This is a genomic window from Enemella dayhoffiae (genome assembly GCF_002250625.1).
In the GTDB taxonomy this organism is placed as follows: domain Bacteria; phylum Actinomycetota; class Actinomycetes; order Propionibacteriales; family Propionibacteriaceae; genus Enemella; species Enemella dayhoffiae.
Window position 1 is genome coordinate 1 of sequence record NZ_NMVQ01000001.1, and the last position, 19,141, is coordinate 19,141.

At 69.2% G+C, this 19,141-nt stretch carries 18 protein-coding genes, 1 tRNA gene and 1 pseudogene; 11 read left to right on the forward strand and 9 right to left on the reverse strand.

What is annotated here, in order from left to right; translation table 11 throughout:
• From CGZ93_RS00005 to CGZ93_RS00020, 4 genes are all read left to right on the forward strand, one after another.
• The coding region (locus CGZ93_RS00005) for an integrase core domain-containing protein (RefSeq protein ID WP_141211006.1) at positions 1-115 on the forward strand (115 nt) is incomplete at its 5' end.
• 88 nt (positions 116-203) lie between these two features.
• Entirely contained in the window at positions 204-2,717 is a 2,514-nt protein-coding gene (locus CGZ93_RS00010) for a transglycosylase domain-containing protein (RefSeq protein ID WP_094362117.1), read from the forward strand.
• Entirely contained in the window at positions 2,714-3,625 is a 912-nt protein-coding gene (locus tag CGZ93_RS00015) for a metallophosphoesterase (protein ID WP_094362118.1), read from the forward strand. Before CGZ93_RS00010 ends, CGZ93_RS00015 begins: the two co-directional genes overlap by 4 nt.
• Before the next feature lie 93 nt (positions 3,626-3,718).
• Positions 3,719-3,792 (forward strand) — tRNA-Pro (locus tag CGZ93_RS00020).
• Positions 3,793-3,993: 201 nt separating this feature from the next.
• Here CGZ93_RS00020 and CGZ93_RS00025 read toward each other — a convergent pair.
• Positions 3,994-4,281: a hypothetical protein gene (locus CGZ93_RS00025; RefSeq protein WP_094362119.1), complete on the reverse strand. Its 288-nt coding sequence runs from the start codon at positions 4,279-4,281 to the stop codon at positions 3,994-3,996.
• Positions 4,281-4,655: a hypothetical protein gene (locus tag CGZ93_RS00030; RefSeq protein ID WP_094362120.1), complete on the reverse strand. Its 375-nt coding sequence runs from the start codon at positions 4,653-4,655 to the stop codon at positions 4,281-4,283. The genes CGZ93_RS00025 and CGZ93_RS00030 overlap by 1 nt, the downstream gene beginning before the upstream one ends.
• A gap of 47 nt (positions 4,656-4,702) precedes the next feature.
• Between CGZ93_RS00030 and CGZ93_RS00035 the strand changes: the two genes are divergently transcribed.
• Positions 4,703-5,536: a CoA transferase subunit A gene (locus tag CGZ93_RS00035; RefSeq protein WP_094362121.1), complete on the forward strand. Its 834-nt coding sequence runs from the start codon at positions 4,703-4,705 to the stop codon at positions 5,534-5,536.
• Between the two features lies 1 nt (position 5,537).
• Entirely contained in the window at positions 5,538-6,176 is a 639-nt protein-coding gene (locus tag CGZ93_RS00040) for a 3-oxoacid CoA-transferase subunit B (RefSeq protein ID WP_094362122.1), read from the forward strand.
• Between the two features lie 6 nt (positions 6,177-6,182).
• Here CGZ93_RS00040 and CGZ93_RS00045 read toward each other — a convergent pair whose 3' ends face one another.
• Positions 6,183-6,611, reverse strand: coding sequence for a hypothetical protein (locus tag CGZ93_RS00045; RefSeq protein WP_094362123.1), 429 nt, complete (start codon positions 6,609-6,611; stop codon positions 6,183-6,185).
• A gap of 24 nt (positions 6,612-6,635) precedes the next feature.
• Positions 6,636-7,925 (reverse strand): aspartate kinase, encoded by a 1,290-nt coding sequence (locus tag CGZ93_RS00050; RefSeq protein WP_094362124.1) that lies wholly within the window; start codon positions 7,923-7,925, stop codon positions 6,636-6,638.
• 106 nt (positions 7,926-8,031) lie between these two features.
• On the opposite strand from CGZ93_RS00050, the gene CGZ93_RS00055 reads away from it, so the two are divergent.
• A complete protein-coding gene (locus CGZ93_RS00055; protein ID WP_094362125.1) occupies positions 8,032-9,015 on the forward strand; it encodes a Gfo/Idh/MocA family protein in 984 nt (327 codons plus the stop codon).
• On the opposite strand, the gene CGZ93_RS19935 is transcribed toward CGZ93_RS00055, so the two are convergent.
• Positions 8,991-9,266 (reverse strand): beta-galactosidase small subunit-related protein, encoded by a 276-nt coding sequence (locus CGZ93_RS19935; RefSeq protein WP_094362126.1) that lies wholly within the window; start codon positions 9,264-9,266, stop codon positions 8,991-8,993. The genes CGZ93_RS00055 and CGZ93_RS19935 overlap by 25 nt on opposite strands.
• Positions 9,157-9,732 (reverse strand): sugar-binding domain-containing protein, encoded by a 576-nt coding sequence (locus CGZ93_RS00065; RefSeq protein WP_094362127.1) that lies wholly within the window; start codon positions 9,730-9,732, stop codon positions 9,157-9,159. The genes CGZ93_RS19935 and CGZ93_RS00065 overlap by 110 nt, the downstream gene beginning before the upstream one ends.
• Positions 9,733-9,866: 134 nt before the next feature.
• On the opposite strand from CGZ93_RS00065, the gene CGZ93_RS00070 reads away from it, so the two are divergent.
• The 4 genes from CGZ93_RS00070 to CGZ93_RS00085 all read left to right on the forward strand — a co-directional run bounded on the left by CGZ93_RS00070 (position 9,867) and on the right by CGZ93_RS00085 (position 14,468).
• The gene (locus tag CGZ93_RS00070; protein WP_094362128.1) at positions 9,867-10,520 is read left to right on the forward strand and encodes a DUF1707 SHOCT-like domain-containing protein; all 654 of its coding nucleotides are present in this window, start codon (positions 9,867-9,869) and stop codon (positions 10,518-10,520) included.
• 91 nt (positions 10,521-10,611) lie between these two features.
• Entirely contained in the window at positions 10,612-11,823 is a 1,212-nt protein-coding gene (locus CGZ93_RS00075) for an acetate/propionate family kinase (RefSeq protein ID WP_094362129.1), read from the forward strand.
• Positions 11,823-13,889, forward strand: a complete 2,067-nt coding sequence (gene pta / locus CGZ93_RS00080) for a phosphate acetyltransferase (RefSeq protein ID WP_094362130.1) — start codon at positions 11,823-11,825, stop codon at positions 13,887-13,889. The genes CGZ93_RS00075 and pta overlap by 1 nt, the downstream gene beginning before the upstream one ends.
• Positions 13,890-13,946: 57 nt before the next feature.
• Complete coding sequence (locus CGZ93_RS00085) at positions 13,947-14,468, forward strand: DUF1707 SHOCT-like domain-containing protein (RefSeq protein ID WP_094362131.1); 522 nt, start codon at positions 13,947-13,949, stop codon at positions 14,466-14,468.
• 18 nt (positions 14,469-14,486) lie between these two features.
• On the opposite strand, the gene ileS is transcribed toward CGZ93_RS00085, so the two are convergent.
• The 3 genes and pseudogenes from ileS to CGZ93_RS19940 all read right to left on the reverse strand — a co-directional run.
• The gene (ileS, locus tag CGZ93_RS00090; RefSeq protein ID WP_094362132.1) at positions 14,487-17,642 is read right to left on the reverse strand and encodes an isoleucine--tRNA ligase; all 3,156 of its coding nucleotides are present in this window, start codon (positions 17,640-17,642) and stop codon (positions 14,487-14,489) included.
• Between the two features lie 379 nt (positions 17,643-18,021).
• Positions 18,022-18,384, reverse strand: a complete 363-nt coding sequence (locus tag CGZ93_RS19150) for a carbon-nitrogen hydrolase family protein (RefSeq protein ID WP_229117084.1) — start codon at positions 18,382-18,384, stop codon at positions 18,022-18,024.
• Between the two features lies 1 nt (position 18,385).
• Positions 18,386-19,138: pseudogene (locus tag CGZ93_RS19940) on the reverse strand (nitrilase-related carbon-nitrogen hydrolase); the annotation flags it as partial.
• Between the last annotated feature and the right edge of the window lie 3 nt (positions 19,139-19,141).

Consider the following 19,141-nt stretch of genomic DNA (forward strand, 5'->3'; position numbering starts at 1 on the left):
CACCAGCAACACCGAACGTGCCGCCGCACTTGCCCCTTGGCTCGAGCACTACAACACTGAACGATGCCACAGCGCACTCGGAGGCAAACCACCGATCAGCCGGCTACCAACCTGATGGCCGGGTACAGCTAGGGTGGCCCCGCCCGGGCGCGCGGCGCGCGTGGTTTTTCGATCCGCTTGTCCGTTCACGTAGGCTGTCCGCCATGGCCAAGTCCTCTGCGCGCGCAGGAAGTCTGCTCTATCGCGCCATCATGTTCCTGGTGGTCAGCGTTTTCGCTGGCCTGCTGGTGGCCGGTCTGTTCATCCCCTTCGCCGGCATGGCGGGGGCGGCCACCAAGGCCGTCGCAACGGGCATGGACAACCTCCCCGCGGAGCTGGAGACGCCGCCGCAGGCGCAGCAGTCCAAGGTGCTGATGGCCAACGGTGAGGTGCTGGCCACCTTCTGGGAAGAGAACCGGATCTACAAGCCGCTGGAGGAGATCAACCCGCTGATGCGCAAGGCGCAGGTGGCGATCGAGGACCATCGCTTCTATGAGCACGGTGCTCTGGACACCCGCGCCACCCTGCGCGCGCTGGTCCGCAACTCGTCCTCCTCGAGCGGCACCCAGGGCGGTTCCTCGCTGACTCAGCAGTATGTCAAGCAGGTCCAGGTGCAGTCCGCCAACCAGCGTGGTGATGAGGTGGCCAAGATGGCCGCGCAGGCCCCCACCGTGTCGCGGAAGATCCAGGAGCTCCGCTATGCGATCGCCCTGGAGAAGCGGCTCTCCAAGGACCAGATCCTGGAGCGCTACCTGAACATCGCCTATTACGGCGACGGCACCTACGGCGTGGAGCAGGCCGGGCGCCACTACTTCAACACCGCCGCCAAGGACCTCAACCTGGAGCAGTCCGCGATGCTGGCGGGTCTGGTGCAGAACCCGGTCGCGACCGATCCGGTGAACTATCCGCGGATTGCCACCGAGCGCCGCAACGTGGTGCTGAACCGGATGGCCGAGCTCAACATCGTCAACCACGCCGACGCGGACGCCGCCAAGAAGGTGACCTTCGACGCCTCGAAGGTGCAGCGTTCCCCCAACGGCTGCGTCGGCACCCGCTACCCCTTCCTCTGCGACTATGTGAAGCGCTCGCTGCAGAAGATGCCCTCGCTCGGCAACACCCCCGAGGAGCGGCTGGACGCCCTCAAGCGCGGCGGGCTGACCATCGAGACCGAGATCGACCCGAAGACCCAGGACGCCGCCGAGAAGGCGATCGGCCGCCGGATCGACCCCCGTGACCCGGTGATCGCCACCATGACGATGCTGAAGCCGGGCACCGGTCTGATCCTGGCCATGGCGCAGAACCGTCCGGTGATGGGCAACAACGCCGGTGCCGGCGAGTCCTACTACAACTATTCCGTGGGCGGCTCCACCAGCGACAACGACATGGGCGGTGCCGAGGGCTATCAGGCCGGCTCCACCTTCAAGGCGTTCACCGCGGCGGCGGCCCTGGAAGAGGGGATGCCGCTGTCCAAGACCTACAACGCGCCCGCCTCGATGGAGTTCGGCGGCAAGAAGTACAAGTCCTGCCGCGGCAACGAGAAGGTCTACGGAAACTGGACGGTGAAGAACTCCACCGGCACCAACGGTGTGATGGACATGTACCGGGCCGCGGCGTACTCGGTGAATACCTACTTCGTGCAGCTGATCATGGACGTGGGCGGCTGCGAGACCACCAAGATGGCCGAGAAACTGGGCGTCAAGCTCGGTTCCAAGGGCAACATCGTGGAGCAGTTCAACGCGATCCCGTCGTTCACCCTGGGTTCGGCCGAGGTCACCCCGCTGTCGGTGACCGAGGCGTACGCCACCTTCGCCTCCGGCGGCAAGCACTGCGACCCGATCATCCTGAAAAAGATCACCGACAAGTCCGGCAAGGACATCCCCGTGCAGGGCGCGAACTGCAAACAGGTGATCACCCCGCAGGTCGCCTCCGGGATGAACTCCCTGCTGCAGCGGGTGATGAGCGGCACCGGCGCCCGCGCCACCATCCCCGGCGGTTATCCGCAGGCCGGCAAGACCGGTACCACCGACGCCAACCAGGCGGTCTGGTTCGCCGGCTACACCCCCGAGGTGGCCGGCACCGCGATGATCGCGATCGACAAGACCCACCCCTACTGGAAGTCGAAGCAGTGGGCCAACGGCTATGACCGCAAGCCGACACTGAAGGGCATCACCCTGCCGGCCTCGAAGTATTCGATGGAGGGGTCCGGTGGCGGTGACGCCGGCCAGGACATCTACGTCCCGTCCATGTCCAAGGCGCTCGAGGGCAAGCCGAAGACCAAGTTCGGCGAGGTCACCAAGGACGTCACCGAGGGCAAGCCGGTCGCGATCCCGTCGGTCAAGGGGATGAGCCCGGACGCCGCCAAGGCCGCCCTGGAGGACGCCGGCTTCACCGTCGGTCGCTCCACCAAGTCCGACAGCAGCCCGTCGGGCACCTATCTGGGGCTGAGCCGCTACGGCAGCGCGCCGATGGGGTCGACGATCAACCTGGTCTATTCCTCGGGCCCGGCACCGCAGGCGCAGCCCAAGCAGACCCAGGCCCCGGCCCAGACCAAGGCACCGGCTGCTCCCCCGCCGGCTCCGGCCCCCGCTCCGGCGCCCGCGCCCGCGCCGCCGCCTGCTCCGGCCCCGGCGCCCGCTCCGCCGGCCGCGACCTTCAGCAAGCCGACCAAGAAGCCGTGAACCGGGTCGCCGGTTCCGCGTTGGGCGTGCTCGGCGCGGGCGCGGGCTGCGTCGCCTACGGTGCGCTCGTCGAAGCCCGGGCGTACGCGCTGCGGGAGTTCACGCTGCCGGTGCTCCCGGTCGGCGCCGATCCCGTCCGGGTGCTGCACGTCTCCGACCTGCACCTGCTGCCGCGGCAGGAGAAGAAGGTGGAGTGGGTCCGGTCGCTGGACCGGTTGAACCCTGACCTGGTGGTGAACACCGGCGACAACCACTCCCACCCCACCGCCTGGAAGCGGGTGCTGGAGGCGTTCGGGCCGCTGCTGGAGCGCCCCGGGGTGTTCGTGTGGGGGTCGAACGACTATCTGGCCCCCCGGCTGAAGAACCCGCTGGGTTATCTCGCCGGCCCCAGCCGACCGCCGCAGCCGGAGGACCATCCCGAGCGGGAACTTCCCTGGCGAGAGCTGGGGCAGGCGTTCCGCACGGCCGGTTGGACCGACCTCACCCACCGCCGCGAGACCCTGACGATCAGGGGGATGCCGTTCGCGTTCCGCGGCACCGACGACGGTCACCTGGAGCGTGACGACTATGCGCGGGTCGCCGGTCCCGCCGACCCGTCGGCCACGTTGAATCTGGCCGTCACCCACGCCCCCTATCTGCGGCTGCTGGACGCGTTCGCCGCCGACCGGATGGACGTGATCCTGGCCGGCCACACCCACGGCGGACAGGTGTGCGTGCCCGGGCTGGGCGCATTGACCACCAACTGCGACCTCGACACCAAGCGGGTCAAGGGGGTCTCCACGCACACCGCCGCCGGCCACACCTCGGCGATGCACGTGTCGGCCGGATTGGGCACCTCCCCGTTCGCGCCGTATCGGTTCGCCTGTCGCCCCGAGGCCAGCCTGCTCACCCTCACCCCGCGCGGCTGAGGCGGCGTACGCGAACTCGCGAACTGGTTTGGCGGGCGTACGCCTTGGGGTCTATCATTCATCGGGTGTCCGGAGCGGTCTCGCTAAGGGCATCGGGGTGTGGCGCAGCTTGGTAGCGCGCGTCGTTCGGGACGACGAGGTCGCAGGTTCAAATCCTGTCACCCCGACACCTGGGAAGCCTCGGGACATCGCTCAGATGTCTCGGGGCTTCTTCCTTTTGGTGGTGTTCCTCGCCCACCTAGCGGACTGAGTGTCACCTCGCGTGGCGAACGTCACCTCGCGTGGCGAACGTCACCTCGCGTGTCACCGGCACTCCGCGAAGTGGAACTCATCACGCGAGGTGACGTTCGGTACGCGGGGTGGAGCGCTCAGGGGGCGATGGTGATGGTGTCCCAAGTGCGCACGTTGCGCAGCACGGTGAGGATCTCACCGCGCGTGAGCGAGATGCAGCCAGCGGTGGCGCCGGGCCCGTGCACGTGCAGGAAGATCCCGGCGCCTCGATCGCGCCGCACGAAGTCGGGGGCGCGGTTGAAGTTGACCGGGATGAAATATTCGAACTCCACCGGCGAATCCGCCAGCGGCTCGTTGTCGACGGTGGAGAAACCGCCCTGGCTCGGGTTGCGGAAGGTGTTGTAGTAGGCCGACGCGGAGTCCATCACCCACCGGTCGGTCGAGTTGTGCGTCCGCCACGGCAGCCCGCTGCCCGGGTTCGGTCCCGACCCGTACGCCTCGGAGAGGGTGTGCCCGCCGGGGTGGTGCCCGAACCCTGCATCCGGGTCACCCCGTCGGCGATCCCGGCATAGCCGACCCGCGCCCCGGCGTCGACGAGCTGGTCATAACCGCAGCCGGAGTTCCGGCGGACGAAGAACTTCAGGTTGGCGTAGGAGCCTCCGGTGCCGTTGACCACGGTGATCGTCCGGTTCCGCGCCGGCCAGATGACGTTGACCCCGTTCAGGTTCAGCCGGCACTCGGTCCACAGCGGTGAGGTCTCCGGGTGAGGGTTACCCTCGGCGACGACCTGCCCACCCACGTGTGACCGCGGCGCGTTAGAGTCCTGTCCAGTCGAAGGGAGTTGGCATGGACAAGGTGGTCCGTTCGGCGGCCGAGGCGGTTGCCGAGATCAGGAGCGGTTCACGGCTCACGGTCGGTGGGTTCGGGTTGTGCGGGATCCCGATGGTGCTGATCCGGGCTCTGCATGACGCGGGCGCCGACGACCTCGAGGTGGTCTCCAACAACTGCGGCGTCGACGACTGGGGTCTCGGCATTCTCCTCGCCGACAAGCGGATCAGCCGGATCATCGCCTCCTATGTCGGTGAGAACAAGGAGTTCGCGCGGCAATACCTGCACGGCGAGCTCGAGGTCGAGTTGACCCCGCAGGGCACCCTGGCCGAGCGGATGCGGGCCGGCGGCTGCGGCATCCCCGCCTTCTATACCGCCACCGGCGTCGGCACCCAGGTCGCCGAGGGCGGCCTGCCGTGGCGCTATGACACCGACGGCAACGTGGTGAAATCCTCCCCCGCCAAGGAAACCCGCAGCTTCGCCACCGCCGAGGGGGAGAAGGAGTTCGTGCTCGAGGAGGCGATCGTCTCCGACTTCGGCCTGGTCCGCGCCTGGAAGGGCGACCGGCACGGCAACCTGATCTATCGCGAGGCCGCGCAGAACTTCAACCCCGTCTGCGCCATGGCCGGCCGGGTCACCATCGCCGAGGTGGAGGAGCTGGTCGAGCCCGGCGAGCTCGACCCCGCCCAGATCCACACCCCCGGGGTGTTCGTGCACAAGGTTGTACCGCTGTCGGCCGAGCAGGCCGCCGACAAGCGGATCGAGAAGACCACCGTCCGCCCCCGTGACGACCAGTCCGGCGACGACAAGTCCGGCAACGACAAGTCCGGCAACGAGCAGCAGGAGGCCTGAGATGCCCTGGTCCCGTGAGCAGATGGCCGCCCGTGCCGCCCAGGAGCTGGAGGACGGCTCCTATGTCAACCTCGGCATCGGCCTGCCGACGCTGGTACCCAACTATGTCGACGACGACGTGGAGCTGGTGCTGCAGTCCGAGAACGGCATCCTCGGCACCGGGGCGTACCCGATCGAGGGCGAGGAGGACGCCGACCTGATCAACGCCGGCAAGGAAACCGTGACGCTGCGCCGCGGCGCCTCGCTGTTCGACTCGGCGCTCAGTTTCGGGATGATCCGCGGCGGCAAGATCGACGCCGCCATCCTCGGTGCGATGCAGGTGTCCAAGGACGGCGACATCGCCAACTGGATGATCCCCGGCAAGATGGTGAAGGGCCCCGGCGGGGCGATGGACCTGGTGCACGGCGCCAAGAAGGTGATCGTGCTGATGGAGCACGTCGCCAAGGACGGCTCCTACAAGGTGGTCAACGAGTGCTCGCTGCCCTACACCGGCAAGGGTGTGGTGCAGCGGATCATCTCCGACCTGGGCGTCATCGACGTCACCGACGAGGGCCTGGTGCTGGTCGAGCTGGCCCCCGAGGTCACCGAGGACGAGATCCGCGACAAGACCGAGCCGGAGCTGATCAGCCGACTCGGCTGAGCGGATTCAGTTCGGATACTGCTGCGGCGGCCACTGCTGCTGATTCTGCTGTGGGTACGCCTGGCTCTGCTGCTGCGGCGCCTGCGGGTACGCCGATGACTGGCTCGGGCCGGGGTCCTGCGGACTGCGTGCGGCGGCTCGCTGCTCGCCGGGCCTGATCGCGGCCAGCACCATGCACACGGTGATGGCCAGCCCGATCACCCCGCCGATCAGCGTGGGCGCCACGACAAGCGCGTCCCGACCGCCGCCCTTCAGCAGGAACGGATAGACCAGGAACAGCAGCCGCTCGAACACCATCAACCCGCCGGCCACCACCAGCAGGGTGCGCGTGATGCCGGTGGTCTTGATCACCCCGAACACCACCACGGCCAGTCCGAGCACCAGGAACACGATCGAGATGATCGAGCTGAGCAACCCCAGCTGTGAGAGCGTCATGCCCAAGGGTAGGGGCCGACCGCGTCAGCGGCCGGTCCCGGCGTACACCACGGCCTCGCCGTCGGCGTCCAGACCGAAGGCGGTGTGCGCCGCCCGGACCGCCCGGTCGACGGCCTCGGCGTTCACCACGACCGAGATCCGGATCTCGGAAGTGGAGATCATGTCCAGGTTGACGTCGGCGTCGGCCAGCGCGCGGAAGAACTTGGCGGTGACGCCGGGGTGGGACTTCATCCCGACACCGACGATGGACACCTTGCCGATCTGGTCGTCGAAGAGCAGCTCCTCGAAACCGATCCGCTCCTTGATGTCGTTGAGCCGTTGCATCGCGTTGCGGCCCTCGGTCTTGGGCAGGGTGAAGGAGATGTCGGTCCGCGAGGTGGACACCCGCGACTGGTTCTGCACGATCATGTCGATGTTGATGCCCGCCGAGGCGATCTCGTCGAAGATGCGCGCGGCGACCCCGACCTGGTCGGGTACGCCGACGATGGTGATCTTGGCCTCGCCGCGGTCGTGGGCGACGCCGGAGATGATGGCCTGTTCCATCGGGTTTCCATCCTTGTCGGTCAGCGGGTTGATGTCGTTGAGGTCCTTGACCCAGGTGCCGGAGCGGTCGGAGAAGGAGGAGCGGACGTGCACGCGCACGTTCTCCCGCCGGGCGTACTCGACGCAGCGCAGGTGCAGCACCTTCGCCCCGCTCGCCGCCATCTCCATCATCTCTTCGTACGAGATCTCCGGCACCTGGCGGGCCGCCGGGCAGATCCGCGGGTCGGCGGTGAAGATGCCGTCCACGTCGGTGTAGATCTCGCAGTGGTCCGCCCCCAGCGCGGCGGCCAGGGCGACGGCGGTGGTGTCGGAGGCGCCACGGCCGAGGGTGGTGATGTCCTTGGTGTCCTGGGAGACCCCCTGGAAGCCGGCGACGATGACGATCGACCCCTCGTCCAGGGCGCTGGTCACCCGGCCCGGGGTGATGTCGATGATCCGGGCGTCGCCGTGCTTGCCGGTGGTGATCACCCCGGCCTGCGACCCGGTGTAGGAACGGGCCTCCGCGCCGAGATCGGCCAGCGCCATCGCCAGCAGCGCGGCACTCTGCCGCTCGCCGGTGGTGAGGAGCATGTCCAGCTCGCGCGGCTTGGGGATGGGCGACACCTGCAGCGCCAGGTCCATCAGCTCGTCGGTGGTGTCCCCCATCGCCGAGATCACCACGCACACGTCATGGCCGGCCTGCTTGGTCGCCAGCACCCGCTTCGCGACACGCTTGATGCTGTCGGCATCGGCCACCGACGACCCACCAAACTTCTGCACTACCCGGGTCACGTCACTCCCTCTCGAAGACTGCTGCGCCGTCGGACAGCCTAGCCGCAGCGACGCCCCGACGGTGGTCCGTGGCGAAGTGACGGACACCCCGGGTAGCGTCGGTGCCATGACTGTTCGTTGGGCCATCGCCGGCACCGGCCGGATCGCCGAGGTCGTTGCCGAGGATTTCGTGAACGTTCCGGATGCCGAGCTGGTCGCCATCGGATCCCGCGACGCCGGTCGCGCCGCCGAGTTCGGGGCGCGCTTCGGCGGCGCCCGTGGGCTGAGCTATGCCGACCTGGTCACCGCCGACGACGTGGACGCGGTCTATCTGGGTACGCCGCACCCGCAGCACAAGCAGCTCGCCCTGGACTGCATCGCCGCCGGAAAGGCCACCCTGGTGGAGAAGGCGTTCACCGCCACGGTGGCCGACACCGAGGAGGTGGTCACCGCGGCCCGGACCGCCGGGGTGTTCTGCATGGAGGCGATGTGGACCCGCTTCCAGCCCGCCGTGGTCGAGGCCCGCCGGCTGGTGGCCGAGGGCACGATCGGTGAGGTACGCCAGGTGCAGGCCGACCTGGGGGCGTACCGCGCCTATGACCCGAGCGACCGCCTGTTCGACCCGCAGCTGGGCGGCGGGGCGACCCTCGACCTGGGGGTGTACGTGCTGTCCATCGCCCAGCACTTCCTGGGTACGCCGGACTCGATCGCCGCGCACGGCGGGCTGGCGCCCAACGGGGTCGACCTGAGCCTGGGCGCGCTGCTGCGCTATTCCGGCGGCCGGGTGGGCGCGGTCACCGCCGGGTTCGACGTCAGCTCACCCGGCCGGGCCGTGCTGATCGGCACCAGGGGGTCGATCGAGCTGATGCCGCGCTTCCACCACCCCACCCGGCTGCGGGTCACGCCGGTGGACGCGGAGGCGTACGAGCTGGATCTGCCGCCCACCGGCCGCGGTTACTGCCACGAGTTCATCGAGGTGAACGAGTGCCTGTCCGGCGGCCGCACCGAGAGCACCGTGATGCCGCTGTCCGACACGGTGACCGTGCAGCAGATGATGGCCGAGGTGCTGGACCAGCTCGGGGTCAGCTATCCCCCGGCCGCCCCGGTCTGATCCCGCCGAAAGGTCAACCCCAGCTGGAACTCCTGCGGCCGCAGCCACCGCTCGGGCAGCGGTGGTGGCCCGCAGGCGGCCGACCCGAGCGGGTGCACCGCCACGTCGAGGTGGAGCCAGTGCCATTCGCGCGCCACCAGTTCATCGGCGTGCTCGGCCTCGGCCAGCTCGGTCGGGGTCCAGCACGTTCTCCCCGGCCGCCAGGTGGTCGGTGACGTCGAACTCGCTGACCAGCCGCGACCCGGTCGCATCCCCCAGCCGGTGGCCGTTCAGATAGCAGGAGAAGCTGGAGTCGACGCCCTCGAACCGCAGCACCGCCCGGTCGGCGGCGGCGAGAAACTCCTTGCCCACCGCAAAAGTTCGCCGGTATTCACCGGTCGGGTTCTCCTCGGGCAGGTGCGGCGGGTCCACCGGAAACGGATAGACCACGTTCGTGTACGCCGGCAGGTCCAAGCCGAGGTGGTCGTGGCCCGGCCACCGCTCGGTGATGTCGGTCAACTGCCAGCAGGAGGGAACGGGCAGCCGGTGCCAATCGCCGTCGTCGAAGTCGGGCAGCTCGAACCCGGGAGTGGCCCGCCCCGGTGTCGGCGACCAGCGGAACCGCCAGCTGCCGTCCAGGGTCATCCGCGGGGCATCGGAGGACAGCGCCGCGCGCGGCGGCAGCGTGTTGTGCGAGGGGGCGAAGTCGGTCAGATGGTCCGGGATCTCTACGGTCACAGGGGGTTCTCTCGTCCGTCGGCGCCACTGTCAGCCACCAGCTGGTCCCACGCCACCCTGCCAGACGCGCCCAGGGGCGAGCCGCCACCCCGAGCTCTGTTGGGCACGACACGGCCACGACTAGGGTTGTCGCCATGAGCGAGGAGACGGACAACCTCCGGGCCGGGGACGCCGACCGCGACGACGCCATCTCGCTGCTCCAGGATCATCTGGCGGCGGGCCGGCTGGATCACGCCGAGTTCGACGAACGGATCTCCCGGGCGCTGCAGGCCCGCACCCAGCAGGAGCTGCGGGACCTGTTCACCGACCTGCCCGGCCGCCGACCCGGTGATCCGAGCGCTCCCACGGCCCCGGTGAGCGACGTCGACCCGGCGCACTACCAGGCGGGCGGCCAGCAGCCCGCCCCCTACGCTGCCGCGCCGCCGGCGTACCAGCGCCCCGAACGACCCTGGTATGCCCAGTGGTGGATCATCCTCGTCGCCGTGGCGGCCAACATCGTCTCCAAGGGACGCCTCGGACCGCTGATCCCGATCGCGGCGGTGTGGATCTGGGTGGTCTGGCCCTATTTCATCCGCGACCGGATGCGGCGCGGTCAGGCCGGGACCTACCCCACTTATGGGCCACCGGCGCCGCGCGCCCTCAACCACGAGCAGCGGCTGGCGATCGAGGCCGAGCTGGGTCAGGGCAGGAAGATCTACGCGATCAAGCTCTATCGGCAGTACACCGGGGCCGGGCTCGCCGACGCCAAGCTCCAGGTGGAGAACCTCGAGCGACAACTCGGTCGATGACCACTCGCGCACCACGATAGGCTGACCGGGGAGCCGGCAGGCTGGTCAGAGACCGCCCACGGACTCGGCCGGCCCTGGGAAAGGTGGCCCCGTGTCCTCGGTCGTGCTGGTTCTCAACTGCGGCAGCTCGTCGGTGAAGTTCGCCCTCTATGACCCGTTGACCGATCGCCGGCTGCTGTCCGGGCTGGCCGAGCGGGTGGGTACTCCGCAGGCGTCGGTCACCGTGAACTTCCCCGAGGGCAGGCGCGAGTTGGGCGACCTCGACGGAACCGACCACACGGGCGTGCTCAATCGGGTGCTGCACGGCCTGCAGGGCTGGTTGGCCGAGCAGGGGCATCGCATCACCGCGGTCGGGCACCGGGTCGTGCACGGCGGTGAGAAGTTCTCCTCCTCGGTGCTGCTGGACGAGGCCACCATGGCAGCGGTGCACGAGTGCGTCCCGCTCGCCCCCCTGCACAACCCCGCCAACATCGCCGGCGTCGAGGCCGCCACCGAGGCGCTGCCCGACATCCCACAGGTCGGCGTCTTCGACACCGCCTTCCACCAGAGCATGCCCCCGGTCGCCTACCGCTACGCCGTGCCGAGCGAGTGGTACGCCGAACTGGGCGTGCGGCGTTACGGTTTCCACGGCACCAGTCACCGCTACGTGTCCGAGGCCGCCGCCGAGCACCTCGGCCGCCCGCTCGGCGAGCTGCGGATGATCACCGCCCACCTCGGCAACGGTTGCTCGCTGGCCGCGCTGCGCGAGGGCGTGAGCGTGGACACCTCCATGGGGCTGACCCCGCTCGAGGGGGTGGTGATGGGCACCCGCTCGGGCGACATCGACCCCGGCCTGCCGGGTTATGTGCAGGACCGCACCGGCGCCGACCTGGCCCAGATCACCAACGACCTGAACAAGCGCAGCGGTCTGCTCGGGCTGTCGGGGGTCAGCAACGACATGCGCGAGGTGACCTCGGCCGCCGCCTCCGGGAACCCCGATGCGACCCTGTCGCTGCAGGTGTTCGAGTATCGGCTCGCCAAGTACATCGCCTCGCTGACCGTCGCCGCCGGCGGCCTCGACGTGCTGGTGTTCACCGGCGGGATCGGTCAGAACGACGCCCGGCTGCGCTCGGGGGTGCTGCACCGGCTGGCCCACTTCGGGCTGCAGGTGGACGAGTCGGCGAACAGTCGCGCCGTCGGCGGGCAGGCCGGGGTGATCAGCCGACCGGGCCCGGTCACCGCGCTGGTGATGCCCACCGACGAGGAACTGGTGATCGCCCGCGACGCGCACCGACTGGCGACCGCCGAGGGGAGTGATCGCTGATGAGCCGACGGATCCTGGTGGTGCCCACCAACCACGGTGCCGACCTCACCGGCACCTGCCTGGGCCTGGTCGCCGCGCTGGACGAGCGCGGGGTCGACGTGGGCTATTTCAAGCCGCTCGCGCAGAACCGGGCCGGGCGTCCCGACCACTCCGCCGAGCTCGTCCGGATGATCAGCCAGCTCACCGTTCCGGACCCGATCCCGGTGGCGGAGCTGGAGAGCGACCTGTCCCGCGGGGACGACGACGACCTGATGGAGAAGGTGCTGGCCCGCGGCGATGCCGTGCTGAGCGAGCACGATGTGGTCGTCATCGAGGGCCTGCGACCCAGCGATGAGCTCACCTATTCGGGGCGGGTGAACCACGACCTGGCCCAGGCGCTGGACGCGGAGGTGCTGCTGGTCGCCGCGGTCCGCGACCATCACCGCGACTCGCTGCAGTCGCTGGTCACCGGGGCCGCCGGGAGCTATGCGGTGGGCGAGTCCAGCCGGGTCCTCGGGGTGGTGCTGAGCCGCTTCCCCAGCCACGACGAGACCGAACAGCGGGCGTACGCCGACACCGTCGCCCAGGCCGGGGTGCCGGTGGTGGCCACCGTGGCCGACTCGGCCGACCTGACCTGGCCGCGGGTCGCCGACCTGGTCCGGGAACTCGAGCTGGAGGTGTTGCACGCGGGCGACCAGGAGCGGCGGATCCGGCGTACCACGATCATCGCCCAGGCCATCCCCGGAGCGCTCGGCGAACTGCAGGAAGGACGCCTGCTGGTGTTCCCCGGTGACCGGCACGACGCGGTGATGGCCTCGGCGATGGCAACCATGAGCGGGGTCCGGCTCGCCGCCGTGCTGCACACCAAGGGGGTGCCGCCGGATCCTGAGCTGATGGCGCTTTCCCAACCGGCGTTGGATTCCGGCCTGCCGGTGCTGATGTCCCGCGAGGGCACCTTCGACACCGTCGACAAGGTGATCAAGATGGACACCGAGATCCCCGCCGACGACCAGACCCGGACCCGATTGGTCACTGACCGCTTTCGCGACGGCTTCGACGAGCAGTGGCTCGGGTCGCTGCCCAGCGACGACAGTCGCCGTCGGTTGAGCCCGGCCGCCTTCCGCCGGCAGCTGACCCTGCTCGCGCAGCAGGCCGACCGTCGGATCGTGCTGCCCGAGGGGGCCGAGCCGCGCACCGTGGAGGCCGCCTTCGCCTGCCAGCGCAGGAAAATCGCGCGCTGCGTGCTGCTGGCTCCCCCGGCCGAGGTCGAGTCGGTCGCCAACGGACTCGGCCTGGAGGTGCCTGAGGACATCGAGATCATCGACCCGCGCGAGATCGACGAGCGCTATGTGGAGGCGCTGGTCGAGAAGCGCAGACACAAGGGCCTGACCCCCGACCAGGCCCGTGACCTGCTCAGCGACACCGTGGTGCTCGGCACCGTCATGGTGCACCTGGGTGAGGTGGACGGGCTGGTCTCCGGGGCCGTGCACACGACCGCCAACACGGTGCGGCCGGCGCTGCAGATCCTCGGCACCAAACCGGGGGCCAAACTGGTCTCCTCGGTGTTCTTCATGGGGCTGCCCGACGAGATCGTGATCTATGGCGACTGCGCGATCAACCCCGACCCGAACGCCGAGGAACTGGCCGACATCGCGATCCAGTCGGCCGACTCGGCGAGGGCGTTCGGGATCGAGCCGCGGGTGGCAATGATCTCCTTCTCCACCGGCACCTCCGGGACCGGAGCCGACGTCGAGAAGGTGGCCCGGGCGACCCAGCTGGTCCGTGAGCTGCGGCCCGATCTGCTGGTCGACGGACCGTTGCAGTATGACGCGGCGACGACGGCGTCGGTGGCCCGGTCGAAGGCGCCGGACTCGCCGGTCGCGGGCCGAGCGACGGTGTTCATCTTCCCTGACCTGAACACCGGAAACACCACCTACAAGGCGGTTCAGCGCAGCGCCTCGGTGATCAGCGTGGGTCCGATGCTGCAGGGCATCGCCGCCCCGGTCAACGACCTGTCCCGGGGAGCGCTGGTGGAGGACATCGAATACACCATCGCGCTGACCGCGATCCAGGCTGCCAACCCCTGATCGCAGCGGCCGGCACTTTCACAGCGTGCTCACAAGTTCAACGTGCACACTGACGCCATGGTGCAAGAGAACCCAGACCTGCGGATCGGTGACGCCGAGCGCGACGACGCCACCCGCTTGTTGACCGAACACCTGGAGGCCGGTCGGCTGGATCACGACGAGTTCACCGACCGCGTGGAGCGGACGCTGCGGGCGCGCCATGACTCGCAGCTGCAGGAGCTGTTCGTCGACCTGCCGGGTCGGCGCCCCGGTCAGCGGGTGGCGGCGGTCTCGCCGGCGCCCGCACCGGTTGCCGCGGTCCCTCCGGTACGCCGGATTCCGCCCGTCGCCTGGTGGGTCGGCACCACCGTGCTCGCCCTGCTCGCGCTGAGCAGCCTGCTCGGAGCATTCGCCGGCGGTGGCCACCATCACGGACCGCCGATGCGCGGCGGCCGCGGTGGCGGGCCCGGCCGGATGGTCGAGCAAGGGCCCCACCCCATGGTCTGGTTGCCGATGGTGATCGCCGTCGTCGTGGTGCTCGGCGTCGTAGGAGCCGTCGCGTTCCAGCGGGTCCGGGCCCGTCGCCGTTCCCGCAGCTAGGTGCGTGCGGGCTGACGATCAGCGGCGTTGCACCCGCACTGCCAGACCCAGCTCCGGGTCACCGTTCCAGTCGTCGCCCGAGCCATCGCCGCGCACCAGCTCGGTGGCCAGCACCTCCTCGGCGATCACCTCGGCATGCCGCTCGATCGCCTCGGCCAGCTCACCGTCGGCGGACCATTCGAGCCGGATCCGATCCGAGACGTCGAATCCGCTGGTCTTGCGGGTCTCCTGCACCAACCGGACCACCTCGCGGGCCAGCCCGGCCAGCCGCAGCTCTTCGCTGATCTCCAGGTCGAGCGCCACCGTCTCGCCCTGGTCGTTGACCACCGACCACCCCTCCCGCGGTCGCTCGGAGAGCAGCACGTCCTCGGCGGTCAGCTCGACCGGATCCGGACCCAGCTCCGGCACCGACAACCGCACCGATTCCTGGGTACGCAGGGTTTCCGCGAGCTCGGCTGCGTCCGCCGCGGCGATCGCGGCGGCGACCGTCGGGGTCTGCTTGCCGAACCGCTTCCCCAGTGAGCGGAAGTTGCCCTTGGCGCTGTAGTCGACCAGGTCACCGGCGGACCCGAAGGACTCGACCGTGACCACGTTGAGCTCGGCGGCGATCTCGGCGCGCAGCTCCGGGCTCAGCCGGGCGTACGCCGCAGAGGGCACCAGCACCCGCGACAGCGGCTGGCGCACCTTGACCCGCGCCTCCGCCCGGGCTCCGCGCCCCAGCTCGACCAGCCGCTCGGTGAGCGCCATCGCCTGATCCAGCTCCTCGTCGACCAGGCTCTCGTCGAGCTCGGGCCAGCTGGCCAGGTGCACCGAGGCGGAGCCGACGGGATCGCTGGCCACGAACAGATCCTGCCAGACCCGCTCGGTGATGAACGGGGTCAGCGGTGCCATCAACCGGGTCAGCACGTGCAGGGTCTCGTGCAGGGTCCACAACGCCCCCGGCTCACCGTCCCAGAACCGGCGGCGGGACCGGCGGACGTACCAGTTGGAGAGGTCGTCGACGAACTGCTGCACCAGGCTGCCCACCCGCTGGGTGTCGAACACCTCCAGCGCCGCGGTCACCTCGCGCACCAGCACGTGGGTGACCGAGGTGAGCCACCGATCCAGCACGTGCCGCTGCCCGACCGGGGGAGCCTCGCCGCTGGGCACCCAGTCGTTGGTCCGGGCGTACAGGGCCTGGAAGGCGACGGTGTTCCAGTAGGTGAGCAGCACCTTGCGGACTGTCTCCTGGATCGCCGCATGTCCAACCCTGCGGGCCATCCACGGCGATCCGGAGCAGGCCATGAACCAGCGCACCGCGTCGGCGCCGTGCTCGTCCATCAGCGGGATCGGCTCCAGGATGTTGCCCAGGTGCTTGGACATCTTGCGGCCGTCCTCGGCCAGGATGTGGCCCAGGCAGAGCACGTTGCGATAGTCGTTCTGGTCGAACACCGCGGTGTTCACCGCCATCTGCGAATAGAACCAGCCGCGGGTCTGGTCGGTGGCCTCGCAGATGAAGTCGGCCGGGAAGTGGGTCTCGAACAGTTCCTGCGACCCCTCGGTCCACGGATAACCCCACTGCGCGAACGGCATCGATCCGGAGTCGAACCAGGCGTCGATCACCTCCGGTACGCGGCGGTAGGTGCCCTCCTCGCCGTCGACGGTGAAGGTGACCTCGTCGATGAATGGCCGGTGCGGGTCGAGCTCGGAAAGGTCCTTGCCGGCCAGGGATCCCAGCTCTTCGAGCGAGCCGACGCAGATCACCTTGCTGGGGTCGGTGTCGTTGCGCCAGATCGGCAGCGGCGTACCCCAGTAGCGGGTCCGTGACAGCGCCCAGTCGACGTTGTTCTTCAGCCAGTCGCCATAGCGCCCCCACTGGATCGTTTCGGGGAACCAGTTGGTGTTCTCGTTCTCCCGCAGCAGCGCGTCCTTGAACTGGGTGGTGCGGATGTACCAGGACGGCTGGGCATAGTAGAGCAGCGGGGTGTGGCAGCGCCAGCAGTGCGGATAGGGGTGCTCGTGCACCAGGGTGCGCAGCAGCAGCGCGCTCTCCCGCAGCCGCTCGATGATGACCGGGTCGGCGTCCTTGAAGAAGAGCCCCGACACGAATCCGTTGCCGGCAAGGAAACGCCCGTCCGGCCCGATCGGGTTGACGAACTCCACGCCGTTGCGGCGGCAGGACACATAGTCGTCCTCACCGAACGCCATCGACTGGTGCACCAGCCCGGTGCCCTCACCGGTGGTGACGTAGTCCTCGGTCACCACGAACCATGCCCGGCCCGGTTGCTCCATCACCTCGAGCGGGCGCTGGTAGTCCCAGCCGACCATCTCGGTGCCGGTGAACGTGTCGGTGGCCGCCCACCCCTCGCCGAGGGCGGAGTCGACCGATTCGCTGGCCACCACCACGGGACGCTCGCCCTCCTTGGTGGCGACGGTGTAGGAGATGTCGGGCCCGACGGCGACCAGGGCGTTGGACACCAGGGTCCACGGGGTGGTGGTCCAGATGGCCAGGTCGGCCCTGCCGGCGTACGGCCCGGAAGTCAGCGGGAACCGCACGAACACGGTGGTGTCGGTGGTGTCCTCATAGCCCTGGGCCAGCTCGTGGTCGGACAGGGTGGTGCCGCAGCGCGGGCAGTAGGGGGCGACCCGCTGGTCCTCGGTCAGCCAGCCCTTGTGGAAGATGCGCTTGAGCGCCCACCACTCGCTCTGCACATAGCTGGAGTCCATCGTCCAGTACGCCTCGTCGAGGTTGACCCAGTAACCCATCCGGGTGGTCAGCTCGGCGAACGCGTCGACGTGGCGCATCACCGACTGGCGGCACTTCGCGTTGAACGCCTCGACCCCGTACGCCTCGATCTCGGGCTTGCCGTTGATCCCGAGCTCCTTCTCGACCGCCAGCTCGACCGGCAGCCCGTGGCAGTCCCAGCCGGCCTTGCGGTCGACCCGGCGCCCCTGCATGGTGCGGAAGCGGGGGAACACATCCTTGAACACCCGCGCCTCGATGTGGTGGGTGCCGGGCATCCCGTTGGCGGTCGGCGGCCCCTCATAGAACGTCCAGGTGTCACCGTCGGCGGTCTGCTCCAACGAGGCGGCGAACGTGTCCTGCTCGGCCCACAGCTGCAGCACCTCGCGCTCCATCGCCGGCAGGTCGACCTGCGGTGCGACGGCGCGATATCCCGGGGTGTCGGTGGTCATGCGATTCCTCTTCGGTGTTCGGTCCAGCTCACTGAAGAGGGACGAGCGTCGGCCCGCGGTACCACCCTCACTTGACCCCTGCCGGGGCCCACTCATTGCTCGTCGCGGCCGGTTCTAGTGAGCGGTGCGAAGGACTCCGCCGTTCTTCCGGCAGCTCCGGGGTGATGGCCCCATCAGCGCCGTGCGACTTGTCTATTTTGCCAGATTGGACGAGGCAGCTCCACCCCGGAGCTCAGCCTGGACGGGCGCCGTGGCGTCTGACCTGCAGTCCCCTCCCGGAGTGCCGTGCGAAACCCAGTCCCACTGGGTTTGATCATGGTCGATTCTGGAGACTGCAGGTCAGACGCCCCCGACCCCCGGCGTCGCACAGACCGCAGCCTCAGCCGTATGCCTCCGGACGGCGGTCGTCGAAGACGTGGTTGTGTTCGCCCAGCCGCTTGTCGTCGGCCAGCACCGGGTCGAGCTCGGCGGACAGCACCAGCTCCTGCGGTCCGGGTGCCGGGCCGGCCAGCGGATAGCCGTCCGGCCCGATGATCACCGAGCCGCCGACCCAGTCCTGACCACGTTCGACACCCCACCGGTCGGCCACGACGACGAACAGCCGGTACATCCCGGCCATCGCCTGGGCCCGCACCACATCCAGCGGCCGCTCCCCCAGTGGCGGCTGCTGGTACGCCGGCCAGTGCGGTGACGATCTGGGCCCCGGCGAGTGCTGCCGCCTGGACCAGCTCTGGAAACTCAAGGTCATAGCAGACCAGCGGGGCGATCCTCCCGGCCGCGGTCTCCAGCACCGGGACCGGGAGGGTGCCCGCGTCGAAGACCTGGGACTCGGTGCCCCACAGGTGGACCTTCCGGTGCACGGCAACCAGTTCCCCCGCCTCGAGCGAATAGCGAGTCAGCGTGTCGATCTCGCGCTGGTCCATCGGCGTGATCCGGCCCTCGAGCGGCGGGGCCGGTTGCCCGGCGACGGTGTCCACCAGCATGTTGTCCTGGGTCAGGTAGAGGCCGTGGTCCGCCGCCTGCTCCAGCACCGAAGGTCCCCAGATGATGCCGCCGGTGTAGTCGTGACCGAGCACCGTCAGCAGCACGCCTTGAACGCTGCCCTCGTTGGTGAATCCGCGAAAGATCCATGGCGGCGCGGAGATGATGTCGCCGTCGGTCGACAGGTATTCCCCGTCGGCACCTTCGGCCCCCCAACGGACCCGGTAGGTGCCGCCGAAGTTGATGAACACCTCGGCGGTGAAGTGCACATGCAGGCTGTTGGTGGTGCCGTGCGGCATCCCCGCGGCGCCGGTCTGGAAGCCGTGCGGCTCGCTCAAGTTGATGAACTGTTCGGCACTCTGCGAGACCCCCACGCCGATGAAGGAGTAGTTGTCCTTCAGATCCGAGCCCGGTGTCCGGCAGTCGATGAAGGCCGCCTTGCAAGGGACCCAGTCGGCCCGGGTGATGGTACGCCGACGCAGCTCGCCGGGGCTCTGGTGTGCAGAGGTGGTCATCGC

Bases quoted from the DNA above. Each gene is read 5' to 3' on its own strand.
- CGZ93_RS00010 (WP_094362117.1), top strand. From the start codon at position 204: ATGGCCAAGTCCTCTGCGCGCGCAGGAAGTCTGCTCTATCGCGCCATC.
- CGZ93_RS00025 (WP_094362119.1), bottom strand. From the start codon at position 4,281: ATGGACTCCGCGTCGGCCTACTACAACACCTTCCGCAACCCGAGCCAG.
- CGZ93_RS00035 (WP_094362121.1), top strand. From the start codon at position 4,703: ATGGACAAGGTGGTCCGTTCGGCGGCCGAGGCGGTTGCCGAGATCAGG.
- CGZ93_RS00040 (WP_094362122.1), top strand. From the start codon at position 5,538: ATGCCCTGGTCCCGTGAGCAGATGGCCGCCCGTGCCGCCCAGGAGCTG.
- CGZ93_RS00045 (WP_094362123.1), bottom strand. From the start codon at position 6,611: ATGACGCTCTCACAGCTGGGGTTGCTCAGCTCGATCATCTCGATCGTG.
- CGZ93_RS00055 (WP_094362125.1), top strand. From the start codon at position 8,032: ATGACTGTTCGTTGGGCCATCGCCGGCACCGGCCGGATCGCCGAGGTC.
- CGZ93_RS19935 (WP_094362126.1), bottom strand. From the start codon at position 9,266: ATGCGACCGGGTCGCGGCTGGTCAGCGAGTTCGACGTCACCGACCACC.
- CGZ93_RS00070 (WP_094362128.1), top strand. From the start codon at position 9,867: ATGAGCGAGGAGACGGACAACCTCCGGGCCGGGGACGCCGACCGCGAC.
- pta (WP_094362130.1), top strand. From the start codon at position 11,823: ATGAGCCGACGGATCCTGGTGGTGCCCACCAACCACGGTGCCGACCTC.
- CGZ93_RS00085 (WP_094362131.1), top strand. From the start codon at position 13,947: ATGGTGCAAGAGAACCCAGACCTGCGGATCGGTGACGCCGAGCGCGAC.
- ileS (WP_094362132.1), bottom strand. From the start codon at position 17,642: ATGACCACCGACACCCCGGGATATCGCGCCGTCGCACCGCAGGTCGAC.